At 67.6% G+C, this 23,777-nt stretch carries 15 protein-coding genes; 6 read left to right on the top strand and 9 right to left on the bottom strand.

Annotation, left to right across the window (positions count from 1 at the left end; translation table 11 throughout):
- The first annotated feature begins 52 nt into the window (after positions 1-52).
- Positions 53-3,157 carry an AfsR/SARP family transcriptional regulator gene (locus SK854_RS32865; protein ID WP_319979017.1) on the top strand — a complete coding sequence of 1,035 codons (3,105 nt, stop codon included), beginning with the start codon at positions 53-55 and terminating at the stop codon, positions 3,155-3,157.
- Positions 3,158-3,342: 185 nt separating this feature from the next.
- On the opposite strand, the gene SK854_RS32860 is transcribed toward SK854_RS32865, so the two are convergent.
- Together SK854_RS32860 and SK854_RS32855 are read right to left on the bottom strand one after the other, a co-directional pair.
- Positions 3,343-6,357, bottom strand: coding sequence for an AfsR/SARP family transcriptional regulator (locus tag SK854_RS32860; protein ID WP_319979016.1), 3,015 nt, complete (start codon positions 6,355-6,357; stop codon positions 3,343-3,345).
- A 78-nt stretch (positions 6,358-6,435) separates the two neighbouring features.
- On the bottom strand, positions 6,436-7,068 hold the full coding sequence (locus SK854_RS32855; protein ID WP_319979256.1) for a M15 family metallopeptidase: 633 nt from the start codon (positions 7,066-7,068) through the stop codon (positions 6,436-6,438).
- Between the two features lie 273 nt (positions 7,069-7,341).
- On the opposite strand from SK854_RS32855, the gene SK854_RS32850 reads away from it, so the two are divergent.
- Positions 7,342-8,754, top strand: a complete 1,413-nt coding sequence (locus SK854_RS32850; protein ID WP_319979015.1) for an FG-GAP-like repeat-containing protein — start codon at positions 7,342-7,344, stop codon at positions 8,752-8,754.
- 53 nt (positions 8,755-8,807) lie between these two features.
- Here SK854_RS32850 and SK854_RS32845 read toward each other — a convergent pair whose 3' ends face one another.
- From SK854_RS32845 to SK854_RS32830, 4 genes are all read right to left on the bottom strand, one after another.
- Positions 8,808-10,085 carry an MFS transporter gene (locus SK854_RS32845; RefSeq protein ID WP_319979014.1) on the bottom strand — a complete coding sequence of 426 codons (1,278 nt, stop codon included), beginning with the start codon at positions 10,083-10,085 and terminating at the stop codon, positions 8,808-8,810.
- Positions 10,082-11,296, bottom strand: a complete 1,215-nt coding sequence (locus SK854_RS32840; RefSeq protein ID WP_319979013.1) for a cytochrome P450 — start codon at positions 11,294-11,296, stop codon at positions 10,082-10,084. The genes SK854_RS32845 and SK854_RS32840 overlap by 4 nt, the downstream gene beginning before the upstream one ends.
- Positions 11,232-12,263 carry a hypothetical protein gene (locus tag SK854_RS32835; RefSeq protein WP_319979012.1) on the bottom strand — a complete coding sequence of 344 codons (1,032 nt, stop codon included), beginning with the start codon at positions 12,261-12,263 and terminating at the stop codon, positions 11,232-11,234. The genes SK854_RS32840 and SK854_RS32835 overlap by 65 nt, the downstream gene beginning before the upstream one ends.
- Positions 12,264-12,358: 95 nt before the next feature.
- Positions 12,359-13,324, bottom strand: coding sequence for an aKG-HExxH-type peptide beta-hydroxylase (locus tag SK854_RS32830; protein ID WP_319979011.1), 966 nt, complete (start codon positions 13,322-13,324; stop codon positions 12,359-12,361).
- A gap of 472 nt (positions 13,325-13,796) precedes the next feature.
- Here SK854_RS32830 and SK854_RS32825 point away from each other — a divergent pair, with 472 nt between their 5' ends.
- Entirely contained in the window at positions 13,797-14,951 is a 1,155-nt protein-coding gene (locus SK854_RS32825; RefSeq protein WP_319979010.1) for a M29 family metallopeptidase, read from the top strand.
- A gap of 5 nt (positions 14,952-14,956) precedes the next feature.
- Here the strand turns inward: SK854_RS32825 and SK854_RS32820 are convergent, their stop codons facing one another.
- Entirely contained in the window at positions 14,957-15,922 is a 966-nt protein-coding gene (locus SK854_RS32820; protein WP_406601856.1) for a hypothetical protein, read from the bottom strand.
- A gap of 312 nt (positions 15,923-16,234) precedes the next feature.
- Here SK854_RS32820 and SK854_RS32815 point away from each other — a divergent pair, with 312 nt between their 5' ends.
- The 3 genes from SK854_RS32815 to SK854_RS32805 all read left to right on the top strand — a co-directional run bounded on the left by SK854_RS32815 (position 16,235) and on the right by SK854_RS32805 (position 18,771).
- Positions 16,235-16,450 (top strand): hypothetical protein, encoded by a 216-nt coding sequence (locus SK854_RS32815; protein WP_319979009.1) that lies wholly within the window; start codon positions 16,235-16,237, stop codon positions 16,448-16,450.
- 679 nt (positions 16,451-17,129) lie between these two features.
- Entirely contained in the window at positions 17,130-17,267 is a 138-nt protein-coding gene (locus SK854_RS32810; RefSeq protein WP_319979008.1) for a hypothetical protein, read from the top strand.
- A gap of 568 nt (positions 17,268-17,835) precedes the next feature.
- Positions 17,836-18,771 carry a hypothetical protein gene (locus tag SK854_RS32805; protein ID WP_319979007.1) on the top strand — a complete coding sequence of 312 codons (936 nt, stop codon included), beginning with the start codon at positions 17,836-17,838 and terminating at the stop codon, positions 18,769-18,771.
- 636 nt (positions 18,772-19,407) lie between these two features.
- Here SK854_RS32805 and SK854_RS32800 read toward each other — a convergent pair.
- Both SK854_RS32800 and SK854_RS32795 read right to left on the bottom strand, forming a co-directional pair.
- The gene (locus tag SK854_RS32800) at positions 19,408-20,268 is read right to left on the bottom strand and encodes a ferredoxin reductase domain-containing protein (RefSeq protein ID WP_319979006.1); all 861 of its coding nucleotides are present in this window, start codon (positions 20,266-20,268) and stop codon (positions 19,408-19,410) included.
- The gene (locus tag SK854_RS32795) at positions 20,265-23,558 is read right to left on the bottom strand and encodes a hypothetical protein (RefSeq protein ID WP_319979005.1); all 3,294 of its coding nucleotides are present in this window, start codon (positions 23,556-23,558) and stop codon (positions 20,265-20,267) included. Before SK854_RS32795 ends, SK854_RS32800 begins: the two co-directional genes overlap by 4 nt.
- Positions 23,559-23,777: the final 219 nt, after the last annotated feature.

The raw sequence follows: 23,777 nt of genomic DNA, 5'->3' as shown, positions 1-23,777 counted from the left end.
CAAACGCTACTCGTACCTTACTCAAGGTCATCGCGATCAGTATGCTCAACTGGTGAATGCGGAGTTTCGTCTGCTGGGCCCACTCGAAGTCGTGCTGTCCGGCAATCCGGTCAAAATCGACGGCGCGCGCCAGCGGAAGCTCCTCACGATCCTGCTGCTCAACGCGAACCGGGTCGTACCGGTCGACCAGCTCGTCGCAGAGTTGTGGCACGAACCGCCGCAGACGGTGCGCCAGCAGATCCACAACGCCATCGGCAGTCTGCGCCGCAAGCTCAAGGACGCCGCCGACGACGTGCGCGTGACCCGGACCGACATCGGCTATCGCCTGGAAGTGGCCGAGGAAGCCATCGACCTGCACGCCTTTCAGAGTCGCACGCGTGCGGCGTACGAGGCCGAGTCACGCGGCGATCTGGCAGGAGCGATCGAGCTGCTCCGGTGCGCACTGGCAGAGTGGCGCGGCACGGCGTTGAGCGGCCTGGACGGCGTGCTGATCGACACGACGGCGGCGAGTCTGAACGAGAGCAGACTCACCGCCCTCGAACAGCTGCTCGTCTGGCGCCTGCGGTCCGGCGAGTCCAGTTCTCTCATCAGCGAGCTCACCCAACTCGTCGGCCAACATCCGCTGCGAGAGTCCCTGCGCGGCAGCCTCATGCGGGCGCTGTACATGAGCGGCAGACAGGCCGACGCGCTCACCGTGTACGAGGAGTGCAGGCGGGTGCTGGCCGACGAACTCGGCATCGATCCCGGTGACGCGCTGCGCGAGCTGCACCTGTCCATCCTGAACGGCTCGGTCACGACGCCGGCGCGGCCTCCAGCGAGCACTGTTCCCTTGAGATCGGACGCGCAGCATCCGTCGAAGTCGTATCTTCCTTACGACACCAGCGACTTCTCCGGCCGGTCAGCCGAACTCGCCCAGCTGCTGATCGAAGTCGGCCGCGAGCAGCCGACCACACTCGTGATCTCCGCGATCGACGGAATGGGTGGTGTCGGCAAGACCACCCTCGCAGTCCACCTCGCTCACCAGATCAGCAAGTCCTATCCGGACGGTCAGTACTTCGTCGACCTGCACGGGTTCACCACCGGCGTCGAGCCCATCACCGCCGAGCAGGCCCTCGACCAGTTGCTGCGCGACATCGGTGTCCCGCCCGAGCTGGTCCCGTCCGGCATCGAGAACCGCAGTGCCCTGTGGCGCTCCCGGCTCGCCGGGACGCGCAGCCTGCTGCTGATCGACAACGCGGTCGACGCGGCCCATGTTCGCCCGCTGCTACCTGGCCAGGCGGGAGTGCTCGTCCTCGTGACGAGCAGGCGCCGGCTCTCCGCACTCGACGGCGCGACGCCGATGTCGCTCAACGTCCTGACGCCGCAGGAAGCGGTCGACATGCTCACCAAGGTGGTGGGCGAGCAGCGGACGGCACGCGAGCCGGACGCCGTCGAGGAGATCGTGCGGCTCTGCGGCTACCTGCCGCTGGCGATCCGCATCGCGGCAGCGCGCTTGCGCGACAGGAGCAGCTGGACGGCCACCGATCTCGTCACCCGCCTGCGGGACCACAAGCAGCGGGTGCGCTTCCTGCAGGTCGAGGACCGCAACGTGATGTCGGTGCTGAAGCTCTCCTATCAGTACCTCTCACCCTCGCAGCGCAAGGTGTTCAGGCTCCTGAGCCTGCATCCGGGCACCCATTTCGACACGTACTCGGCCGCGGCGCTGGCCGACATCGAACCAGAGCAGGCGGAGGCGTGCCTGGACGCGCTGTTCGAAGCCAATCTGGTGAAGCAGAACTCGTCCGACCAGTTCCACTTCCACGACCTGGTGCGTGACTGCGCCTTCCAGTTGGTCACCGAGACCGACGACGAGGACGAGCAACGCGCCGCAATTCAACGCCTGCTCGACTACTACCTGTCCGCTATCGAAACGTGGTCCCTCGCGCTCTCGGCGGGTACCGCCCGCACAAGAGTCCACAGCCTCCAGCCGACGCGGCGGGCTGATTCCCCTGCCGAAGCCGCCGCCGTGCTGAACCAGGAATTCCCGAACCTCGACGCGACCGTGCGCTACGCGGCGCAGAACGGCTGGCACAGCCATACGTGGCAACTCGTGTCCGCCCTGGAGACGTACCTGCGGGCCATCAACTACGGCGGCAGGTCGCATGAGCTCTACACGCTCGCCGCCGAAGCTGCCGACAAGGAAGGTGATGTCCTCCGCCAGTCGATCTGCTGGCAGGGTCTCGCCGCCGTGTGCCGGGAACACGGCAGAAAGGAGGAGGCGGTCCGCCACCTCCGGCGCGCCATCGAGCTTTCCGATCAGCTCGGCGACCGCCGCAAGAGGTGCTCGCTGCTCGTCGAACTGGGCTTCATGCGGGTCGACCTGGACCTCCTCGAGGAGGGCGAACAGGACTTCCTCGCCGCGCAGGCCCTCATCGCCGACGACACCGACGACCTGAACCACGGGGTGATCCTCAACAACCTCGGCGTGGTGTACCGCGACCTCGGCAGGTACGACGAGTCCCTGAACCACTTCACCGAGGCCCTGGCCAGAACCCCTCCTGACAATCAGGAAACCGTGCTGCTGGCCACGTGGAACATCGCGACCGTGCACCACGCGAAGCGCGACCACGAATCAGCCGTGCGGATGTTGGACGAAATGCTGTCCGAGTGCAGAACTCGCGGCTACGGCCCGGGCGAGGCGCTCGCACGCCTGGGCCTGTGCGCCGTTCACCGTGCTCTCGGCAACTTCGACAAGTCCCTGGACCACGGCCGTCTCGCCCTGACCTCGGGCCGCCGGCTGAAGATGCACCGAGTCGAATGCGAAGTGCTCAACGCCCTCGGCGAAACTGCCTTGGCCGCCCAGGACATCGACCACGCCGAGAAGGTTTTCGCACAGGCCGAGGAAACCGCGGCCAACTACTCCTTCGCCCGCTACCGCGCCCGCGCCCTGGAAGGCTTCGCCCACGTGGCCCACGCCCGCGGCCACGTGGACGAGGCCGAGCAGCGCTGGCGTGAAGCGGTCGACCTGTACCCCAAAGGCATGATCGAAGTCGGTTACGCACGCCGACACCTGGAAACGCTGGACGACGAGCACGCCACCTGCTTCCGCTGTGAGCCACCCCAGCAGAATTCACCGCCACCCGCTCCCCGCCGCGACCAAGCCCCAGCCGGACAGTGATGATGCTGGGCGACTTCCTGGCGCGGTCAGGCGCAGCTGTCCGAAGCCGGCGGACCACCCGACTCCCGCAGCGATCACGCCGTCGCGGTTGATCAACAGACGCAGGCGTGCCCGGACGAGGTGCCGGCCGTCAGCGCAGCGCGGTGGCCTCCGCGCTCAGGCCGTGCCGCGCAGGACGCCGACGGCTACACCGGTAGCTCGGCGTGCTCCGTGTACTCCCGTGCCCCTCGCGCGCGGAACACCGACCGGGCGTGCGTGAACGCCGCGTCCGCTGCCTCCTCGTCACCCCGGATCCTGTGCAGCAGTGCGAGGTCGTGCTCGGTGCGGGCCCGCCACAGTGGTGTTTCCATGGCGTCCCAGATCGACATCGCCGCGTCCAGGTAGTCCTGCGCGAGGTCCAGCCGTCCCTCAGCCAGGTGCAGCTGGCCGAGGACGCGCAGGGTGATGGCCTGGCCCCAGCGGTCGTCCTTGGCGCGGACGGTGGCGAGCGCCGCTTCGAGCCGGGGCAGCGCCTCCGCGCTGTTTCCCATGCGCATCTGCGCCTTGGCGTGTGCCCGCACGGCATAGGAGTGCATGAGGTCGTCGCCGAGTTCGGCGAAGATCGTGGCGGCGTCGGCGCACACCGCCATGGACGTCTCGTAGGCGCCGCGCGCCCGGTGGTAGAGACCCATGCTGCGCAACGACAATGCGATCCCTCGTCTGCTGCCGGCCCGCCGGTACGCCTCCAGTGACTGCTCCAGGTCCGCCCGCGCCTCGTCGTACTCGCCCAGTTCCAGGTGGACCGAACCCCTGATCCGCAGCACGTGCCCGATGCCGACCTGGTCGTCGAGCGCCTGGGACAGGGTGGCCGCCTGGCTCAGGAAGTGCACCGCCTCGGTCAGGTGTCCGGGTTCGCGGCACGCGAGGCCCATCCCGGTGAGTGAGGCGGCCTGGCCGCGCACGTCGTGCAGCTCGCGGTAGCGGCCCAGCGCCTCGCCGAAGAGTTGGCGGGCCTCGGCGAAGCGGTCCTGGAAGAACCGCAGGCGCGCGAGTTCGGCCAGCACGTCCGCGGCGAGGCCGGGGTCGCCGACGTGCTGGACCGACGTCATCGCGACGCCGATGATCCGGTCGCGGAGGTCGTAGCAGTTGGTCACCTGCTCGATCGCGGTGTGGGCCGAGACGAAGTCGCACACGTGCCGGTGCAGGCCGGTGGCAGCGCCGCGTTCCACCGCCACCGCGAACGCCGGTTCCTCGCCCAGCAGCCAGGCGTCGAGGTCGCCGGACAGGCGTTCGGCCATGGCGGTGACGCCGTCGGGTTCGCGGTGCCCGCCGGCCGGGCGCCAGGTGGACTCGGCCGGTGGGCTGTTCGCGGCAGTGCGGCTCAGCAGGGCGATCCAGCCGTCCAGGACTCGGGCGATCGACGCGGTCAGCTCGACGGGCTCGTCGGTCTCGGCTCGTTCGCGGGCGTAGAGCCGCACCAGGTCGTGCAGCCGGTAGCGCAGGACTCCCGCCGCGTCGGCACCGGACAACGTGGCCAGCTGCGCGTCGACGAGCACCTCCAGGACCTTCTCCGCGTCCGCCTCGGACGTGTCGAGCAGCCAGCTCACCACCCAGGTGGAGAAGTCGGGCAGGCCGAGGTGTCCCATCCGGCCCAGTGCCGCGCGCGCCCGGTCGTCGAGCGCCCGGTAGCTCAACGCGATGCTGCTGCGCACGGCCAGGTCGCCCGCGGAGAGTTCGTTGAGGCGGCGGCGTTCGTCGGTCAGGCGGTCGGCGAGGACGCGCAACGGCAGCTGCCGCCGCGAGGCCAGGCGGGCACCGGCGATCCGCAACGCGAGCGGCAGGCGTCCGCACGCGTCGACGATCCGGTGCGCCGAGTCCACGTCCTCCGCCAGCCTCGCCTCGCCGACGATCCGCGCGAGCATGTCGTACGCCTCGCCGGGAGTCACGAGGTCCAGTTCGGTGAACAGCGCTCCGGCCAGTCCCGCGAGGCGGTCGCGCGACGAGATGAGCACGGCACAGCAGGCGGCGCCCGGCAGCAGGGGCCGCACCTGTTCCTCGGACGCGGCGTCGTCGAGCACGACGAGCACCCGGCGCCCGGCGAGCAACGTCCGGTAGAGCTCCTGGCGTTCCTGCGCCGACTCGGGCAGCTGACCGGGGTCCATCCCGAGCGCGGTCAGGAATCGTCCCAGGACCTCGCCCGCGGTCGCGGGCAGGTCGCTCGTGCCGCGGAGTTCGGCGTAGAGCTGGCCGTCGGGGAACGACTCCGCCGCCTCGTGCGCGGCGCGGACGGTCAGCGCGGACTTCCCGCACCCGCCTGGCCCGGCCACGATCTGCACGGCCGGTGCCTGCAGGCGCAGCGCGGCGGCGACCTCCGCGAGTTCCCGCACCCGGCCGGTGAAGTCGGCGAGCGTCGCCGGCAACTGCGCGGGCGCCGTCGCCGGCGCGGTCAGGGCGACCGGTGCCGCGTTCACCGGAGCCAGTTCCAGGGTGCCGCGCAGGATCGCGGAGTGGATCGCGCCGAGCTCGGAGCCGGGTTCCACGCCGAGCTCGTCGACGAGGGCGTCCCGGCCCTCCCGGTAGCAGGCGAGCGCGTCGGCCTGCCGTCCCAGCCGGTACAGCGTCACCATCAGCTGCCCGCGCAGCCGTTCGTTCACCGGCTGCCGGGCCACCGCGACGGTCAGCTCGGCGAGGTGGTCGAACCGGCCGAGGCCCAGCTCGGCCGCGAAGCGTTCCTCCGCAACGGTCACCAGCAGTTCGTCGAGCCGCCGCGCCTCACCGCTCAGGAGCGTGTCCCGCAGGCCGGACAAGGCGGGCCCACGCGACAACGCGACCGCCTCCGCCAGCAGCCGCGCCACCTGGTCGTGTCCGCGAACCTGGCTCTGCTGCCGGGCTTTGGCGAGCAGGACGGCGAGCTCGTCGGCGTCCACGCGGGCGTCGTCGAGGCGGACCAGGTAGCCCTGCGACCTGGAAACGATGACGTCGGGCGCGCCGAGGTCGCTGAAAGCCTTGCGCAGCTTGGAAACGTAGGTCTGGATGAGCGACCGGGCGCTGACGGGCGGTTCCTCACCCCACAGCAGCTCGACGAGACGGCTCGCCGGCACCACCCGACCGCGTTCCAGCACCAGCGCGGCCAGCAGCACCTGCGGCTTGAGACCTCCGAGCGGTACGGCTCTGCCGCCCACCAGGGCTTCGACCGGACCGAGTAGTCGGAACTCCAGCAAATCGTGACCTCCCCAGCGTCACCGGTGCTAGTAGATCACACCCGCCGGGGGGTCGTGGTTCCGGAAAATGCGGATATATCAGGGAAGAATGGGACCGTAGAGGGCTCGGGCGGATCCTGTCAGGTACGCCCAGTACCGATCGCCGTAGGACCAGTGCCACCACGCGCTCGGGTAGTTGACCAGTCCGGCGCCGCGCAACGCCTGCGCGAGAACGGCGCGGTGGCGGCGCGCTGTGGCGTTCACCGTCGGATCGTCGGTGTGGGACCGTTCCGTCGCGGTGTCGTTGACCGCGGTGCCCAGGTCGAGCTCGATCTCGTCCACCGTGCACAGGCTCAGGTCCACCGCGGCCCCGGCGACGTGCGGCGCCACCTCCGGAGGAGAGCTGCGCATGCTCGCCATCTGTCGCAGCACCGACTCGCCGGCCTGTGGTGAGCGCGCACGGGACTCCGCGACGGCCGACTCGAACGACGCGACCTGCAACGCCTGCGGCCGGTACCCCTCGACGATCAGCAACTTCAGCTCCGGTGGCAGCAAGGTCTGCGCGGTGACCAGCCGGTCCACCACACCGAGCCGCAACTGGGCGTACAGCCCCTCCTCGTCGGCAAGCCGGCTGTCGAGCCGAAGAGCGGCGACAGTGCGCAGGTCGACCAGGGGCTCGCCGCGCTCGCGCACCGGGACCGCCGCCACAGCGGGATCCGACAGCCACACCATCTCCAACGATTCTCCTCCTGGTTCACCGTTCCGACCACGCGGTCGCACGACGGTGCACGCGCGTACTGGAATTTTTCTTTAACGCCACGTACGTCCGTCCGGACGCGGCCGGCGCGTCCGGTGGCGCGCTTCGGGTCGCACAACGCCATGTGCACGCGTTCTGTGCTGCGGTTAAAGGTTTCGTGGACCGTCTTGAAACCCCTCCTGGCGAATGTTGGGTCCATCACCGGCCGGACACCGACCGGATCCCGCACCAGAGCCGAGGAGAACCCCGTGTTCCGCTCAGGAATCAGCCGAGCCAGCACAGAGACCAGGTCCGTCCGCACCGGCATGCGCAAGACCACCCGCACCGTGCTGTCCGCGGCGCTGGCCGTTCTGGCCGGCACCCTCCTGATGGCACCGCCCGCACACGCCGCCCCGTCGAGAGACCGCATCGTCGAGATCGCCACCGAGGAGCTCGGCGGCTCAGCCTGTTCGCCCGGCTACAACAACAGCTGCGGCATGGCGTGGTGCGCGGAGTTCGCCCGCTGGGTGTGGAAGAAGGGTGGCGTCTCGGACCTCAAGGGCCTCGACGGCTGGGCGCAGTCGTTCAAGACCTACGGCAAGAACAACGGGACGTACCACTCACGGTCCAGTGGGTACAAGCCACAACCCGGCGACGCCATCGTGTTCGACTGGGACCACAGCTCGGGCGACGACCACCCGATCGACCACGTGGCGATCGTGACGAGCTCCTCCAGCACCAGGGTCAACACCATCGGTGGCAACCAGGGCAGCCCGAGCCGGGTCCGGCGGTCGAGCTACCAGCGCTCGAACGGCGACATCGACGGCTACATCTCCCCCGTGGGCGTCGGCGACGGCGGTGGCGGCGGCGAGAAGCCGGACGTCAACCACAGCATCACCGGCGACTCGTTCACGGACCTGGTGGGACGCAAGCCGGACGGCACCATCTGGATGTACGCCAACAACATCATCCGTGACGACGGCCGCCCCTACCACCAGGGCAAGGAGATCGGCCACGGCTGGAACGGCTTCGACGTCGTCCTGACCGCGGACGTGACCGGCGACGGCTACACGGACCTGGTGGCGCGCAAGCCCGCCGACGGCTCGATGTGGCTGTACGCCAACGACGGCAAGGAAGACGGCATGCCCTACGGCTCAGGCCGCGAAATCGGCTTCGGCTGGAACATGTTCGACACCATCGTCGGCGCCGACCTGACCGGTGACGGCTTCGCCGAGCTCGTCGCCCGCAAGCCCGACGGTTCGTTGTGGATGTACGCCAACAACATCGTCCGCGACAACGGCCGCCCCTACCACCAGGGCCAGGAACTCGGCTTCGGCTGGAACATGTTCGACACGCTGACCGCGGCCGACGTGACCGGTGACGGCTTCGCGGAGATGGTGGGACGCAAGCCCGACGGCACTTTGTGGATGTACGCCAACAACATCATCCGCGACAACGGCCGGCCCTACCACCAGGGCCAGGAGATCGGCAGCGGCTGGAACGTGTTCGACACGATCGTCGGCGCGAACGTGACCGGTGACGGCTTCTCCGACCTCGTCGCCCGCAAGCCCGACGGTTCGTTGTGGATGTACGCCAACAACATCGTCCGCGACAACGGCCGGCCCTACAGCCAGGGCGAGGAACTCGGCTTCGGCTGGAACATGTTCAACATCATCATGTGACGCGATTCTCCGAAGGCGCGCCCGGCGGTTGCCGGGCGCGCCTCGGCGTGCGCTCAGAGGTTCCGGTACGGCCTGCTGAAGAATCCGACTGAGAAGGCCGCGGACACGCCCATTCCGGCGACGATGATCACGACCTCCGGGTCGGCCGTGCCCAGTGCGGTGCCGGCGAGCAACGCGGAGGCGGGGTAGGCGAGACCGGCACAGGTGGCCAGCAGGCTCATGACTCTCCCCAGCGCTCGGGCAGGCACTGTCTGTTGGAGCATCGTCATGTAGAAGACGTTCACCGTGGCTTGCAAGGACGCGGCGGTGAACATCGCCGCGGTTGCCATCACCAGCGAGCTGCCCACCGGGACACCCGTCAGAGCGAGTCCCTCGGCGATGCCCAGGCAGAGTGCGATCAGCCCGCGACGACGTAGGCGAAGGAGCGCCGGGCCCAGCAGTGCTCCGACGACCGAGCCGGCGCCGAGGCCGGTCATCATGACCCCGAACCCGAAGGCTCCCCGGCCCAGCGAATCCTGGGCGAAGATCGGCAGCGCGACCTCGATCAGGCCGACGGCGGCGAGGTTGAACACGAGCGTGGTCAGCAGGGTCATGCTCACCAGGGGAGAGCCGGCGGCATACCGCAGCACTGATCGCCAAGTCCGCAGCCGGTCGCTGTCGTCGGCGTGCTGCGCCACCGTCTCATCGGCTGTTTCGACCGCCGGCCTGGACGGTCGGATCGCCATCAGGGTCAGGCTGGACACCAGGAAGGTGATCGCGTCGATCAGCAGTCCCACGCCGCTCTTGAGCGACGCGACGAGCATTCCGCCCAGCGCCGGCCCGGCGATCCTCGACGTGCTCTGCATGATCTGAATCAGGGAGTTGCCCGCGGCGAGCGACTCGGGACGCACGATCTGCGGTAGTACGGCGAACGAGGCGGGCATGAAAATCCCGCCGAGCACGCCGAACGGAACGGCGACGGCGATCATGGCCCAAAGGGGAATGTGACCGTTGGCGGCGAGCACGGCGAAACCGAGCACGACGAGGGCACGGAGTGCGTCTGCGGCGAGCATCACCGGCCGGGCGCCCAGGCGGTCGGCGAGCGCTCCGCCGATCGGGAGCACGGCCAGCCTGGCCGTTCCGTAGCAGGCCAGCACCACGCCGAGGTTCGCCGGACCGCCACCCTGGTTGAGCATGACGAACGGCAGCGTGACGAGATAGATGCCGTCGCCGATCTGGGAGAGCAGCTGGCCGATGAGGTACAGCGCGAAGCGTCGTTCCCGCAGCGGAGCCAGCAAGCGGACGGCAGGCTCTCCGGAGGTCACGCCCGCGCCCGCGACACGGCGTGTCACCAGGTGACGGGCAACGTGTGGATGCCGTAGAGGAGCGCTCCGTCCTTGAAGGACAGTTCCTCGACGGGGGCGGCGAGCCGGAGGCCGGGAATCCGGGCGAACAGGGTGTTGAACACGATCTCGATCTCGACACGGGCCAGGTTCTGGGCGACGCACCGGTGGATGCCGTGGCCGAAGGCCAGCTGCTGCCCCGCGTCGCGGTCGAAGTCGAGTTTCTCCGGACGGGCGAAGACGCTGTCGTCCCAGTTGGCCGCCGCGGTGGACACGACGACGGCGTCGCCCTTCTTCACCACCATGTCGCCGACCGCGATGTCGGCCAGCGCCACCCGCAGCCCACTCGGGTCGGTGATGCTGGTGTGGCGCAGGATCTCCTCCACGGCGCCCGGTGTGCGGGACGGGTCGGCCCGGATCGCGGCGAGCTGCTCGGGGTTCTCGAGCAACAGCACGGTGCCGAGCGACATCACGTTGGCCGTGGTCTCGTGCCCGGCGCTCAGGAGCGACACGCACAACGCGGCGATGTCCTCCAGTCCCAGGACGCGCTTCTCCTGGTTCTTGGCGATGACCCGGCCGATCAGGTGGTCGCCCGGCACGGCACCCGGTTCCTCGGCCTCCTTCGCCTTCTCCTCCACCAGATCGCTGAGGTAGCCCCGAAGCGTGGCGTCCGCCTCGTCGCGTTCGTTCGAGGTGGCGGTCCGGCTGGCCATCACCTTGCTGGTCGAGTGGAAGAGTTCGCGATCGTGGTAGGGGACGCCGATGACCTCACAGATGACCTGCGAGGCGACCGGGCGACAGAGAGCTTCCACCAGGTCGGCCGGCCTGTCGCCGTTCAGCATGGTCGTGATGTGCTCGTCGACGATCTTCTGCACGCGCGGCCGCAGTGTCTGCGCGCGTTTGTGGGTGAACTCGGGGATCACCATCCGGGTCAGCACCGTGTGCTCCGGCGGGTCCAGGCTCATGAGGGACGCGTTGACGTCCTCCCTCAGTTTTCGGGACAGCGGGAGGTAGAAAGGGAAATTGGGGTGCAGCCGGTTCGTGGTGACGTTCGGGTTGGCGAGGAATCCGCGCACGTGCTCGTAGCGCGTGATCAACCAGGCAGTCCGCCCGCTGGGCAGAGTGATCTTCGCGAGAGGTGCGCCCGCACGCAGCTCAACGTACTGGTCCGACGGACGCATCGGGCAGGACCGGGGCATCGGGTACACCAGTGGTTCCATCTCGAAACTCTCCCTTCGAACGTGGCATGAACGCCTTCTCGGCCGCTGTGAGGGCCCGTGCGCACCCTTCGACGGTGTCGTCGACGACAACGCTGTAGGCGTAACGGAGTGATCGAGTTCCGCCACCCGGCCCGGTCGATCGCCGATCGGGCGCGGGGAACGCCTCTGCCACGTCCACGGACGACGGCAGCCGGGTCTCGTCCGCGTGGACCAGGCCGGGAGCGGTGTCCGCTTGTGCGGTGAGGAATCGGACGGCGGCAACGCGGCGGGCGCGCACGGGGATCGGGTCGGGACGAATTCCGCGGGCGACCTGCACCAGGACACGGCCGGGGTTGACGCCGGCGGCGATCGACGCGGCATAGGGCACGAGGTCACCGCTCAGTCCCCAGTGGACACTGACGACCTTCGGACCGCGTGCAGTGCGTCGTACTCGTGTGTGGGTGACGCCGTATCGCACGCCGACCGCCCGCTGGGCAGCTACTGCCAAGGCGGTCATCTCCTCGTCGGCGAACGTCGAATCCACGACATGTCCCGAACCTGTCAACTCGGGGAAGACGGCGTCGATCTGCCGGCTGACGAACAGGGGGAACGGTTCACCGTCGACGCAGGCGATGTCGAAGGTCAGGTCCAAGGTGAGGTCATCGGCACGTCGCTCGGCTTCGGCGACACAAGGGACGCCGGCCGCGGCCAACGCGTCGCGTACCACGTCCGGCTTTTGGCTTCGGCCAACAACTTCTGCCCCGGTGGTCGGCAGTCCGAGCGCCGCGGCGGCGTGGGCACTCGGCACGGACCTGGCTTCGTCCGAACACAACACGCCGTCGACCGTCACCCTGTCGGCAAGGCGCGTGGCCGCTTCGACCACCGCCGCCGAATCGTGGGTGTCCACCACCGTGCAGCCGGCGATGTAGAGCTTCTCCCAGGTCGGCTCGGCATCCCGCAACAGCCACACCCGTGCGTGTTCGGCCATCAGGCTCAGCAGATACTCGTGATACACCCGATGGCCGCTGCCGACAACGATCAACAATGGTGATCGGCCTGTCATGGTCACCCTTTCTGGACCGGTCACGCCGCCCGCAACGAGTCCTCACACGCGCGAAGGTCCTTGAAGTAGTCGATGCCCTGAGTCGTCCACTCGGCTTCCCTGCCGAGGACGTCCAGGCTCTGCGACAAGTTCTTCAGCGCCTGCTCCCGTCGCTCGTGCGCCTCGTCGGGAGCGTCGGCGTCCACCGTCCAGCGGTGCAGGCCGGTGGCCATCCTGGCCAGGACGTGCGCCGAGTGCAGGACGCCGAAAATCGGCCTCGGGTCCGGTCGCAGCGGATGCGAGGCAAGCGCCGAGCCGTTGAGCACGAACGGCCCGAACGAGTTCCGCAGATACAGGGCGTGATGGCCGGTCTCGTGCAGCAGCATCTCGAACGCGGCGGCCACACTGCCCAGCGATTGCGGCGCGGCGTAGATGACGCCGTACGTCTGCTCGACCGTCGCCGATCGGAACACTGTCCCGTCGACGTACGCGATCGACTGCACCAGAGTCCGGAACTCCTGCGCGGCGGCCGGCCACACGTGGGCGAGCACATCGACAGCCTGGTCGACGTGTGGCTGGGAACTCTCGGCCAATTGCCGGGACAGCGTCAACGACTGGGCGGCGTCGACCATCTGGATGTCGTGTTCGAGGTATCGAACGCTTTCCTCGAGCCAGGGCACGCCATCACGCTCGGGCAGGTGCTCCAGCGGTGGCCGGGGCGGCCCGCCGGCCACGGTGTACATCGCGCCGTTGGCATCGGCGGCGTGCAGGGCGTCGGCGTCGATCGGGCCGGTCGTGACCATTCGGACGACGCTCGGGTGCAGCCACGTGAGTTGTCGCCAGCCATCGGGTCCGGCCGGCGGTGTGCCCTGCTCGGCGAGGCTCGACCAGAGGCGCCGGCCCAGCCGTCGGTGGTACACGGTCGCCAGGGCATCGGTCGCGCCCGGGCTCATCTCGAACGAGGTGAGCTGATTTCGCAGATATTCCTCGGCTGAAGATGTCGTCATACTGCGCTCCCAGGTCACTTCGAGCGGCTGTGCCGATATTTGGCGTCGCCTGGCGACTCTACAGGCGCAGCAATAAATCGCCATTGCTGACGGTGGCCGGTTCATGCCGTGCCGATCAATGGCAGGAACTGACCACTCGCGACGGGCGAACGGCGTGCAGAAGCATGGGGCAGGCCGGCAGGTTGTCGGTATGGTCTCGAAGGAAGGTTCAAGCTATGCCTGACACTCAGGAGCTGCAGACCCTACTCACCGCCATGGCCGAGTCCGAGCCCGAGCCCGGCAGGGCCGAGCAGACCGAGTTCGGAACCATCGCCTGGTATCTGGCCACGCAGTAAGCGATATCGCCGACCCGCCGGGGTAATGGCCGCGGCGGGTTGACAAAAGAATGGTGGCTCCGCCGGCGCCATGCCAGCGGAGCCACCACAACCCGACCAGGAAATCGTTCACTTCGGGCGCTATTCAAGGAGCAACAATGACTGCGCAGATGGCCGACGAGCGGGTCTTCGAGGGTGTCGGCTCGCTGTTGGACGACTACGTGGTGATCCGCGACCAGGACAAGTTCGTGATCACCTACACGCCCGACAGCCGCGAGCCCGCGGCCTGGGTCGCGCTCGGACTCAAGCACCGCGGTTTCAACCCGGACATCATTCCGATGCGTCCGCTGGAGGACAGCAGCTTCGCCGAGCGGATCGGCAAGGTGCTGCCGGATCCGGCCAGGCTGCCGGGCCGGCTGGTCATCATCACCCTCGAGCGGGACACGATGTCGCACTTCGACGTGCTCGCGCCGCTGCTGAGCCGTTACGGCCAGGACAAGATCATGATCCTGCGGATCATCAGCGCGTCCGCCGACTTCTTCACCAAGGCGCTCAACGTCAGTCCGATGGAGTTGTCGTCGCTCAACGGCACGTTGCTGCACCGCTTGGAGAACGCCAAGCGAGTCCGCGTGACCACCGAGGGTGGCACGGACATCACGGTCGACCTCGACAGCGAGAAGTACCAGTGGATCAGCAACCGGGGAGTGTGGCGTCCCGGCGGCTTCACGATCCTGCCCGCCGGGGAGATCGCCACCTACCCCGCAGGCGTCGAGGGCGTCCTCGTCGCCGACGGCGCCTACAACGCCAACATCATCAGCGACCTGAACGCGAAACTGGCCGACAACCCGGCCAGGGTGGAGATCGAGGCCGGCAAGGCCCGTTCGGTCAGCTGCGCCCGCCCGGAACTGCAGGAGATGTTCCAGCTCTGCCTGGACAGCCCGAACGGTCGCAACGTCGGCGAGTTCGGCCTCGGCACGAACCACGGTGTCGGCGAGTTCATCACCACGAACTCGCACATCAACGAGCGCAGCTGCGGTCTTCACCTCGGGTTCGGCGCGCACAACCAGAGCTTCAGCCGGGTCGAGTACATGGCGTGGGCCCACCTGGACCTGATCACCATCGGCGGTCTGATGTGGATCGACGACGAGGTGGATCCCATTGACCTGAACAAGGTCCAGCCGCTCGACGTGCCGCACCCGGCGGACGCACTGGACGAGGACATCACCGGCGACTGTTGCGGCATGGGATACCGCCAGCTCAAGGGACTCTCCGAAGACCCGTCCTGCCAGGTTCCCGGAGTCCAGGGACCCTGACACCGCTAGTCCAGGTCATCGATGTCGACCCATCCTCGTGCCACGGCCCGTGCGCCCGCCTGGAACCGGCTCCGTGCGTCCAAGCGCGCGAGCAACTCCGACGCGACGCGGCGGGCCGTGCGCACCGAGACGCCCAACCGACGCGCGATCATCTCGTCGGTGCACCCCTTGCCCAGCAGCTTGAGCGCCTCCCTGCCCTGGCCGGTCAGGCCGTCCGCATCACGTGGCCGGGGCAGTCCGAGCGGTGCCGAGGTCCGCCACACCGACTCGAACAGGGTGTACAGCGCACTGGCGACGCCGCCGATCGAGACGACAACCGCCGATTCGTCATCGTCGTCGGTGTTGACCTGCACCAGGGCGATTCGCCGATCGACGATGAACATCCGCAGTGGCAACGACGGCGCGGTGCGGACCTCGCTGCCGAGCTCGGAGAGCCGATGGGCGTACTCGATCGCGGACGGATGGTTGCGGATGCTGTCGAGGTAGATCGTCCGCAGGCGCACACCCCGGTCGATGGCGCCGGAATCCAGGAACTGATCGACCGGCAGGCTCTCCTCGAACTCCGCGCCGCCCGGCATGAACGAGCACGCCTCCCATTCACAGGAAGCCGCTGTCTCGCGAAGCCGTCGCCGGATCGCTGCCGGTCCGATCAAGTGCTCGACGCCGGGTTCAGCCGATTTGGTACGGGATTCAGAATGTTGTGAGAGCACCCAGGCGAGCGCGAGTTTGCTCTCTTCGATTTTCTGTTGCCGGCGCGCGATCTCGGCCTGCTGCCGGGCGATCAACGCCGCCATACCGACCTCGGGGTCGACCAGCCGCGGCTGATGCCGATTGTTGCCACCGGCCTGCAGCAGCGCCATTCTCGTCAATTCGTCCAACGCGTCACACACTTCGCGTTCCGTGAGATCGAGATGGTCGGCGAGATGGTGACAGTCTCCGCCCGTGCAATCCAGCAACGCCAGATACACCAACTCGGAAGTCTCACTCAGCCCAAGCGCCTCTAACATAGAGTCATCCCCCCAGGACGAAATTCTCTAGGAGAATTACACTATTGTGATGTCCGAGCGGTTGTCAACCGCTCACGCGCGGGTGAGTGTTGAGCTGTCCGTCGTCTATCCGTGACTCGTCATGATTGAGGACGAGAAGGACCTTTCCGGCGCAGAGCGTGGCAGAACCACGGTTGCATGCGCCAGTTGCATGCGTCAGTTGCACAAGCGTGGTGCCGCACTTGAGAGAGCGTGGTTGTGCCGCTATGTGTTCGTGTTCTGACTTAAAGTGGCCACATGAACGGTCCCGAGCACTACGCAGCTGCCGAGCGGCTCCTCGATTCGGCCACGGCCGCCGACGTGGAGGCAGGTGAGTCTGGACAGGTCTCGAACCTGGCCGCCGCGCAGGTTCACGCGACCCTGGCCTTGGCTGCCGCAACGGCACTCACGTGGTCGTCCAAGGACTTGAAGGCCTGGCAGGCGGTAGCAGGCGTGTCGTCGAAGGACGGATGACGAGAAAGGCCGAGGCAGCTGGGACCTACCGGCCTGGGGACGAGTGAGCCGCGTGAAATCCGCAGCCGCCTGGATGGACGCTGCTCTACCCGACCTGATCCGGCGGCACGGCGTGCCCGGTGCGCAGTTGGCCGTGCTGGTCGACGGGGAGAGCGACTGAGTGGCGGCGGGCGTGCTCAACGTGGCGACCGGTGTGCCTGCTTCGGTGGGCGGACGTGTGGACAGCGTTCGTTGCTCCGGGTGGCGCCGGAGGCCGGTGTCGCGGTCGCGCTGCTGACCAACGGCAGCGACATCTACGCGATGCGCGAAGAGGTGTTCGGTCACCTGCTGGCAGCCCGCGCTCCCGGTGCCTCCCAGCGAACTGGTCCGGCTCGGTGCGAACGCCGCCGATGGCCGGCCGCGCCACCTGCAACAGGGGCAGACCCGCTCCACCGCCTGCTGACAGAACAACCCACGATTCGGCCGTTGCGGCTCCTCGCCGCAACGGCCGTTCTGTCGTCGTCGGCCCGTCACCCGAATGAGTTGAACTTCGATCCGGAGGCAATTGGCCACTTTCTGACAACGAACCCCCGCCCCGTCGCTCGCCGACATGGGCACACTCTGCGGCGACGACGTCGATCCGTTGCCGCGCAACAGACTCCGCCGCTAACGCGGTGCCATCGACGGCTACATCTCCCCCGTGGGCGTCGGCGACGGCGGTGGCGGCGGCGAGAAGCCGGACGTCAACCACAGCATCACCGGCGACTCGTTCACGGACCTGGTGGGACGCAAGCCGGACGGCACCATCTGGATGTACGCCAACAACATCATCATGTGACTCGGTTCTCCGAAGGCGCGTCCGGCGGTTGCCGGGCGCGCCTCGGCGTGTGTCGTGCTCAGCACGGGTTCGCCTGCCGACGGAGGGCAAAGGGCACACCGCACGCGTGCCCCTCACCTCGCTCAGTCGTCCGTGTCCGCAGCGCGTCGGTGCCTCCGCCAGTCCACAGCGGCGTCCACCAAGAACCCTCCGGGCAAGGTCCCGCCGAGGACCATCGGCCACAGCGCCTGACCGCTGCAGACGAACTCCTCCGTTCAAGTGAATGCGACACCGAGATGCACGATGACCACTACGGTGTCCTATTCCTGTTGAAGGCGGAAACTGGTCCGACAGGCGGCATCCAGAAGGCAGGGCACTGAGCCGTACGGTCGCACCGGCCTCGGTTCACCTGCGAACAGCAGGATCAGACGGTCGATGTTACGCAAACCAGGCGAGTTGCCGGCACAGTTCACCGCACCGGACCAACACGGCAGTGACCGTTCGCGTGAACCTGATCGTGCTTGCGAGGGCGGGACTTACGCTCCTCATCAGAGCGGGTCGATCCCCGCAGGGGGTCAGCATGCGGTCCGTGATGTTCGGCTCGAACTCAGCCCGAGCCGTGCGACGTCGCCCTGCCGTCAAGCCGTCATCGATGATCGCGTCTCTTACCGAGCTACTGCACGATCACATCTTCTACACCGGCGTGGTCGGCCTCATCGAGAGCATCCTGGGCGTCTTGGCCTTCGGCGGCGTTCTCAGCGTGGTGTTCGGTTCCCCGACCGTCAAGGCCGCGGCTGTCATCGCCGTGGTCCTCGGAGTCCTCGGCCTCTTCATCTTGCTGGTGGCCAACCGCACCGAGTGGAGGCGGCGGTCAGACCGGGACCGCCGCCTCATCCGGCATTACTGCGACGAACTCAAGGAGCGTTACCAACACGCCTGGACGATCACGAACTGGACCTGTGTCACCACCATCGCGCCCAACGGGGACGCGCATCTGGTGATCACATGCGCAGCGGTCGTCGAGTGCGACCTGCTCGACTTCTTCAGCATCTGGGACGGCCCGAACTGGGACGGCTGGCCAGAGCGCTTCCGGCGCAGGGTCCGGATCAGAGTGCGGAGACACTCGGAACATCCGAACGGCGGCACACGTCCTGACGTGACACCGACGTGGATGGCGCGCAACCGCGTCCAAATCCTCGTCCACCTCGGTCAGCCCGCCCGACGTGGCGAGACCATCGGACTGGTGGCCGAAATCGACTGGCCGGCGCGGTGCCTCCCGTTCGCGCGAGGAGAGAGCTGCGAAGAGTTCGTGCAGAAGTTCCCGATACTCGTCCACCTCGCACGAAACACCATCGTCTTGCCCAAGGGCTACGACGCGTGCTTCGAAACCATCGGCCTCGTCAAAGGCGTGGACGACTTCACGCTGACCAGCGAGCCGAACACCAACGGGCAGATCGAAACAACCTTGGTCACACGCAACATCGAAGGCGGGCGACGCGTTGGTCTACGACTCGATCTGAGGTGACAGGACCAACCTCATCAGCGGCGGCACCTCAGCCGTCAGCACGCGGAGCAGACAGACCTATTTCGTCCCGCCGCCCCCGCCGTCACTGCCCTGCTCGCCTCCGATGTGGACATACGACACCGCACACTCTCCTTAAGTCTACTGTGGACTATTGCTTCCGCAAAGGCGACTCGGAGTGTTGCGCTGCAACGCATCGCTTCGAGCTTCCCGCCTCAGCCAAGCGGGCCCGCGACACGGGACGGCTTGAGCGGAAGCGAACAACGACCGACATGATCGTCGACGCGGGAAAGATTAATGCACCCTTCAGCGCCCCATGATCCGGGGGGAGGGACCAACTGCGATCGACGCTCGTCTCACCTCCGCACGCGCGTTCCCCAGCACCGCTTTCCACACCCGCAGACTCGGAGAGGGCCGGCGTAGCGGAGCAGCAGGGCGTGACGCCGACGTTGAGCTATAGGAAAAACGTCACCCCTCGTCGCACGAGCGCGTAACGGGATCGGACAGATTCCCGATCCTCCGAAAGCAGCTCTGTCGGGCAGCACATTCCACAGTGGACCCCGTCTGCCGACGGGAGGCGGAACCTTCCGGACCACCTCGCGCAAGAGCGAGCACCGCCGACTCGCCTCACAGCCGATCTCAGAAACGTTCGCCGGGCTCAGCCGTGAGGGCGTCCGGCGGCGCGCCGACCGACCTCAGCTCGTCGCCGAGCTTCTTGCACTTCAGGTAGTTGCTCACCAGGTGGAAGTCGAAGGCGTGCACGACATCGTGCTCGTCCCCGTCCACGTCGTCGAACCTGCGGGAGATGCCCCCGGCCGGCAACGCGACAAGATCTCCGGGATCAGCGAGGTTGATCCACCGCGCAACGCCCGGCGGTTTGGCTCCGCGTTCATCGAGCGGCGCGGGGTCCAGCCGATGGAACACGGCGTGAGGAAGCGCCAACGGCGAGCCCAGGGTCACGAAAAGATCGACAGGCACCTCCGGACACGCCCAGAGCGCTTCGTAGGCCACGACCGAACCCAGCGAGTGTCCAATCACGACAGAAGGACGACGAGCGGTCAGGCTCCGGACGACACGAGCTCGGGCGTGCTCTCGCATCGCGGGTTCCCTGAGATAGGCGGCCACCTCACGGAAGAACGTGGCGACGAACAGCTCGAGCAGCCGCGCAGAGAGTTTGCGCTGCTCCGCGATCCAGGCGAGGGCCTGCCGAATCGGCCAGGTCCCCCAGCCTTGGCCGGTGCCTGGGGGAAGGCCGAGTTCGTTCAGCCAGAGGCGTACCAGTTGCTCGGCTTGGTCCGGCAACGTGCTGAGGTCGTCCGAACCTTGCCGCCCTTGCGCCCGCAGGACGTCCGCGTAGTAAGCGATCTCGACCGCGCGGAGTCCCAGTTCGTGCCGGGCGAGGCGTGCGCTCCACACCGTTGAGAGAGAACGGGCGGCCTGCTCCGGAGTCTCTCCAGGCCGGTAGTTGCCGACGCCGTGAACACCGACGATCGTCGTCACGCGACGTCTCCCTCGAACCAGTCGAACACGATGAGATCCTTCCCGGAGGCCACGATGAGGCCTCCATCCGGCGCGATCGCGAGCGCGTGCACTTCCTTGGGCATGACGTAGGTGTTCCGGCAGGAAGCGGTCAGCAGATCCCAGACCCGGATGGTCCTGTCGAAGCTGCCGCTGATCGCGACCGGCCGTCCTGCGATCTCGGTGCAGACGAGCGAGGAGATCAGACGAGTGTGTCCCGACATCGGCGTGCCGACGGTCTCGCCGGTGACCATGTCGCTCATGAGCACCCTGTCGTCGTCGCCCCCGGTCACCGCGACCTGACGGCCTCTGACCTGATGGCAAGCCACCGCGTACACCCGGTCGCAATGAGCACGAGCCGGCGGGCAGATCAACGAGCCGTTCTTCATGCTCCACACCCGGACGGCGTGATCGTTGCCGACCGTGACCGCGATCGGGCGTCGCTTGGCGTCGGTCGCGCAGGCGATGGCCCGGCCCCATCGGTGGCTGGGAGAGACCTTGCCGTGCTGCTTGCGAGTACGCAGGTTCCAAAGCCGAACCGCGTCATCGGCGCACACCGCCGCGATCGGCTGCTTGCCCAGCCGGACGCAGGCGATGGCGTTGATCCAACCGCTGCGCGCGGGAATCTCGCCGAGAGCCTCGCCCGTGGCGAGGTCGTGGATGCGCAGCACGCCGTCGGCTCCGCCCGTGACCGCGGCCGGCCCGACGTCGAGATCGATGGTCGCGACGGCTGACACGTGGCCCGCCTGAGCGGCCGGCCAGGAGCTCACAGGCGCACCGGAAACGAGGTGCCGCAGCTCGACTGAGCCGTCGCTGCCGCTTGAGAGCACCACAGGTTCTCCATCGCGCTCGGCGCACGCCAAGGCGGTGATCCAGCGCCCGTCCGGAAGGCCTGAGGACCTGAACCACCGCGGCTGCCAGCCCTCGGTCACGCCCACGCGAGCGAAGCGCCGGCCCAGCTCGTGGCTGACCAGCCGCGCGGCTTCAAGTCCGAGCACCCACCGTCGCATGTCGTGGTCGATCTGGTCCGGCTGCCAGCGAGAATCTGTCGCCGCCTCGTAGACCTTCGCGATCTCCACAGCGTCAAGGGTGCTCGCGTGGTGCAGTTCTGGGCGCAGCGCGGCCGGGGTGGCATGCACCAGGAACTCGAGGTTGGTGAGCAGCTCGTCCACGCAACCGGCGTCGATCGCGTGGTGCACGGCGTGCCTCATGACGTAGGGAGGCGCAGCGGTCCAGCGCTTCCACCTGCCACCTCGGACCGCTTCGAGCAGTACGTCGAGGATCCACACAGCGGTTGCGGTCGGCGATGCGGCCGCGGACTCCACGACGGGATGCAGTCTGAGGTAGTCGGCGAGACTCTGGTGCACCAACCGGTAGAGCGTCGTCCCGTCCCGCTCCACCGTGGTGCGCAGGTAGAAACGTCCAGCGTGCAGCAGCTCGCGCACGTCCTCCTCTTGCCGACCGGAGGACTCCTCGAGCAGGAGTTCCAACACCTCGATCGGCATGCCGTCGCCCTTCGCGTGCGCCAGCACGGCCAAGGTCGCGCGGAGCCGCGTCCGGTCTGGCCTGGCGCCGAGTTCGAGTTCGAGAACTCCGGGAAGGCTCCGCGGCACGACCTCTCCGAGGCGTCTCGCGGACTCTTTGGTCGTGGCCGCCGCACGGCTGTCCAGATACTCCGCGAACAAGCCAGCCACGAGGAAGGCGCCCCACTCCGCGGGCAGCTTGCTCTCCGGGACCAGCTGGCCGGCGATGGTCCGAGCCAACTGCTCCCGGACAGCCCGCTGGCCGGCCAGGGCGTAGTTCTCAAGATCGGCGAGCTTCGTCGCAACGTATTCCTTGACGTCCTTTCGGAACTCGGACGCACCGACCTTGTCCAGGTCGAGAAGTTCGCGAGAAGCCGCGGCCATGTTCCGGAGCAAGGCGAACTCGTCCCACGGCCGCAGGCCGACGAGCAGGCGGCAGACCGGTCCACCGTCCAGTTGTTCAGCGGTCGCAAGCGGAATCAGCAGATCGGTGACGACCCGAACGGGATCGAGTGCCTCGTCCACGGCGTCGACGACGATCACCGGAGTGACCGGCAGCTCCGACAGTTCTCGGATCAGCCTTCGCGAAGACCAGCCCGCGAACGGTTCGACGAGCCCGAATTGGCGGCCCAGCGATGCGACGATCTCGTCGCACGTTCGCTGCCGAGCGTGCACGGCGCCCAGATAGTGGTTGCGCGACGGCTGGGCCGCGGCTTCGAGCCGTCCTCTGATGTGCGGCACCGCGTCGGCCAGCACAGGATGCGCCGCGCACACGAGCATCCCGAGCAACGCGGACTTCCCGACCCCGGGACTGCCGGTCACGACGCGAAGCCCGGATGTCGGTGCGCCACCGTCCATCCACAGCGTGAGCTCCCTCAACTGGCGACGCCTGCCGGTGAAGTGGGTACCCACGCGACTGAGGAAGTGCTCGGGGTCGAACACGTCGTCGAGCTCGTCCAGGAACCCGCGCAACGGTGCCTCGATCGCCTGCCGTGCACGACGTTGCGGGTTGTCGGCGTACAGCGGATTCGGGAAGAACGGCAACTCCGGGACCGGCTGCGCGGGATCGATCGGAGTCGCGTGCACGCGCTGCGGGAACCCGGGCATCACCTCCACCTGCTCGGCGATCCGCCTGGCGACCGTCTGGAAGGAGACGAAGGGCCGGCTGGGATCCGTGCCCAGGCCGTCCACCGCGAGCTGGCTCAGCACCGTGGCGACCGAGCGGCTGAACCGCCCGTCGAACGCGTCCTCGTCCGGGCCCGCGCTCGCGATCACCCAGGCCTTCGCGTTGTTGCCCGCTTTCGCCGCGAGCCACGGAAGACGTGCGGCACGACCTGATCGGCACAGGTCCAGCATGAACAACACGGGAGTCCCTCCCCGTGCCTGGGCCGTGGACACCCACTCACTGACGTTCGTGCCGAGACCAGTACGGCCGCACGCGGGAATGACGTCCAACCGGCTGTCGTCGTCTTCGTCGATGTCGCCGTGGGACACAACATGAACGAACAGGCACTCGTTGTCGTCATCGAGATCTTTGGTGATCGCGCTGACGAGCTTGGGACGGTCGGGGTTGCGCAGAGTCGTGATCTCGTAGTCAAGACGCTCCAGCGCGGCCTCGACTGCCGATGTGACCTCGTCCGCGAAGTCGAGCCGGGGCCACAACCCCTGTCCGAGCCCTGGTTCCTCCCCCTCCGGCACCAAGGTCGCGAAATCACCCACACCGATGAGCAGCGCTCTGCTCCGTCCCACCCGCCCCTACCTCCTTATCGTCCCGGGGTCTTGTGAGCGAAGCGTGGTCGTTGCGGGAACAGATTGCTGACCCGATCCCTTATCACATGGAAACGGAACACGTCAGTCCTGCATAACGTCACCTAGGCGGCGACCCGGTATCCACCGAGTGTATTTCACTCGACTGGGTAATGCCGCTACGGCCCTATGAATCGGCGAGTCGTTACCCCAGAGATGCCC

The sequence above is a fragment of the Lentzea sokolovensis genome (assembly GCF_033949975.1).
GTDB classification, from domain to species: domain Bacteria; phylum Actinomycetota; class Actinomycetes; order Mycobacteriales; family Pseudonocardiaceae; genus Lentzea; species Lentzea sokolovensis.
The sequence above is the reverse complement of the archived record's forward strand: the minus strand, read 5'-3'. Positions and strand labels throughout refer to the sequence as shown.

What these genes read in the sequence shown, in the direction of transcription:
- SK854_RS32855 (WP_319979256.1), bottom strand. Translation starts at nt 7,068, where the DNA reads ATGGTGTGGCTGTCGGATCCCGCTGTGGCGGCGGTCCCGGTGCGCGAG.
- SK854_RS32840 (WP_319979013.1), bottom strand. Translation starts at nt 11,296, where the DNA reads ATGGAACCACTGGTGTACCCGATGCCCCGGTCCTGCCCGATGCGTCCG.
- SK854_RS32835 (WP_319979012.1), bottom strand. Translation starts at nt 12,263, where the DNA reads ATGGCCGAACACGCACGGGTGTGGCTGTTGCGGGATGCCGAGCCGACC.
- SK854_RS32830 (WP_319979011.1), bottom strand. Translation starts at nt 13,324, where the DNA reads ATGACGACATCTTCAGCCGAGGAATATCTGCGAAATCAGCTCACCTCG.
- SK854_RS32825 (WP_319979010.1), top strand. Translation starts at nt 13,797, where the DNA reads ATGACTGCGCAGATGGCCGACGAGCGGGTCTTCGAGGGTGTCGGCTCG.
- SK854_RS32815 (WP_319979009.1), top strand. Translation starts at nt 16,235, where the DNA reads ATGAACGGTCCCGAGCACTACGCAGCTGCCGAGCGGCTCCTCGATTCG.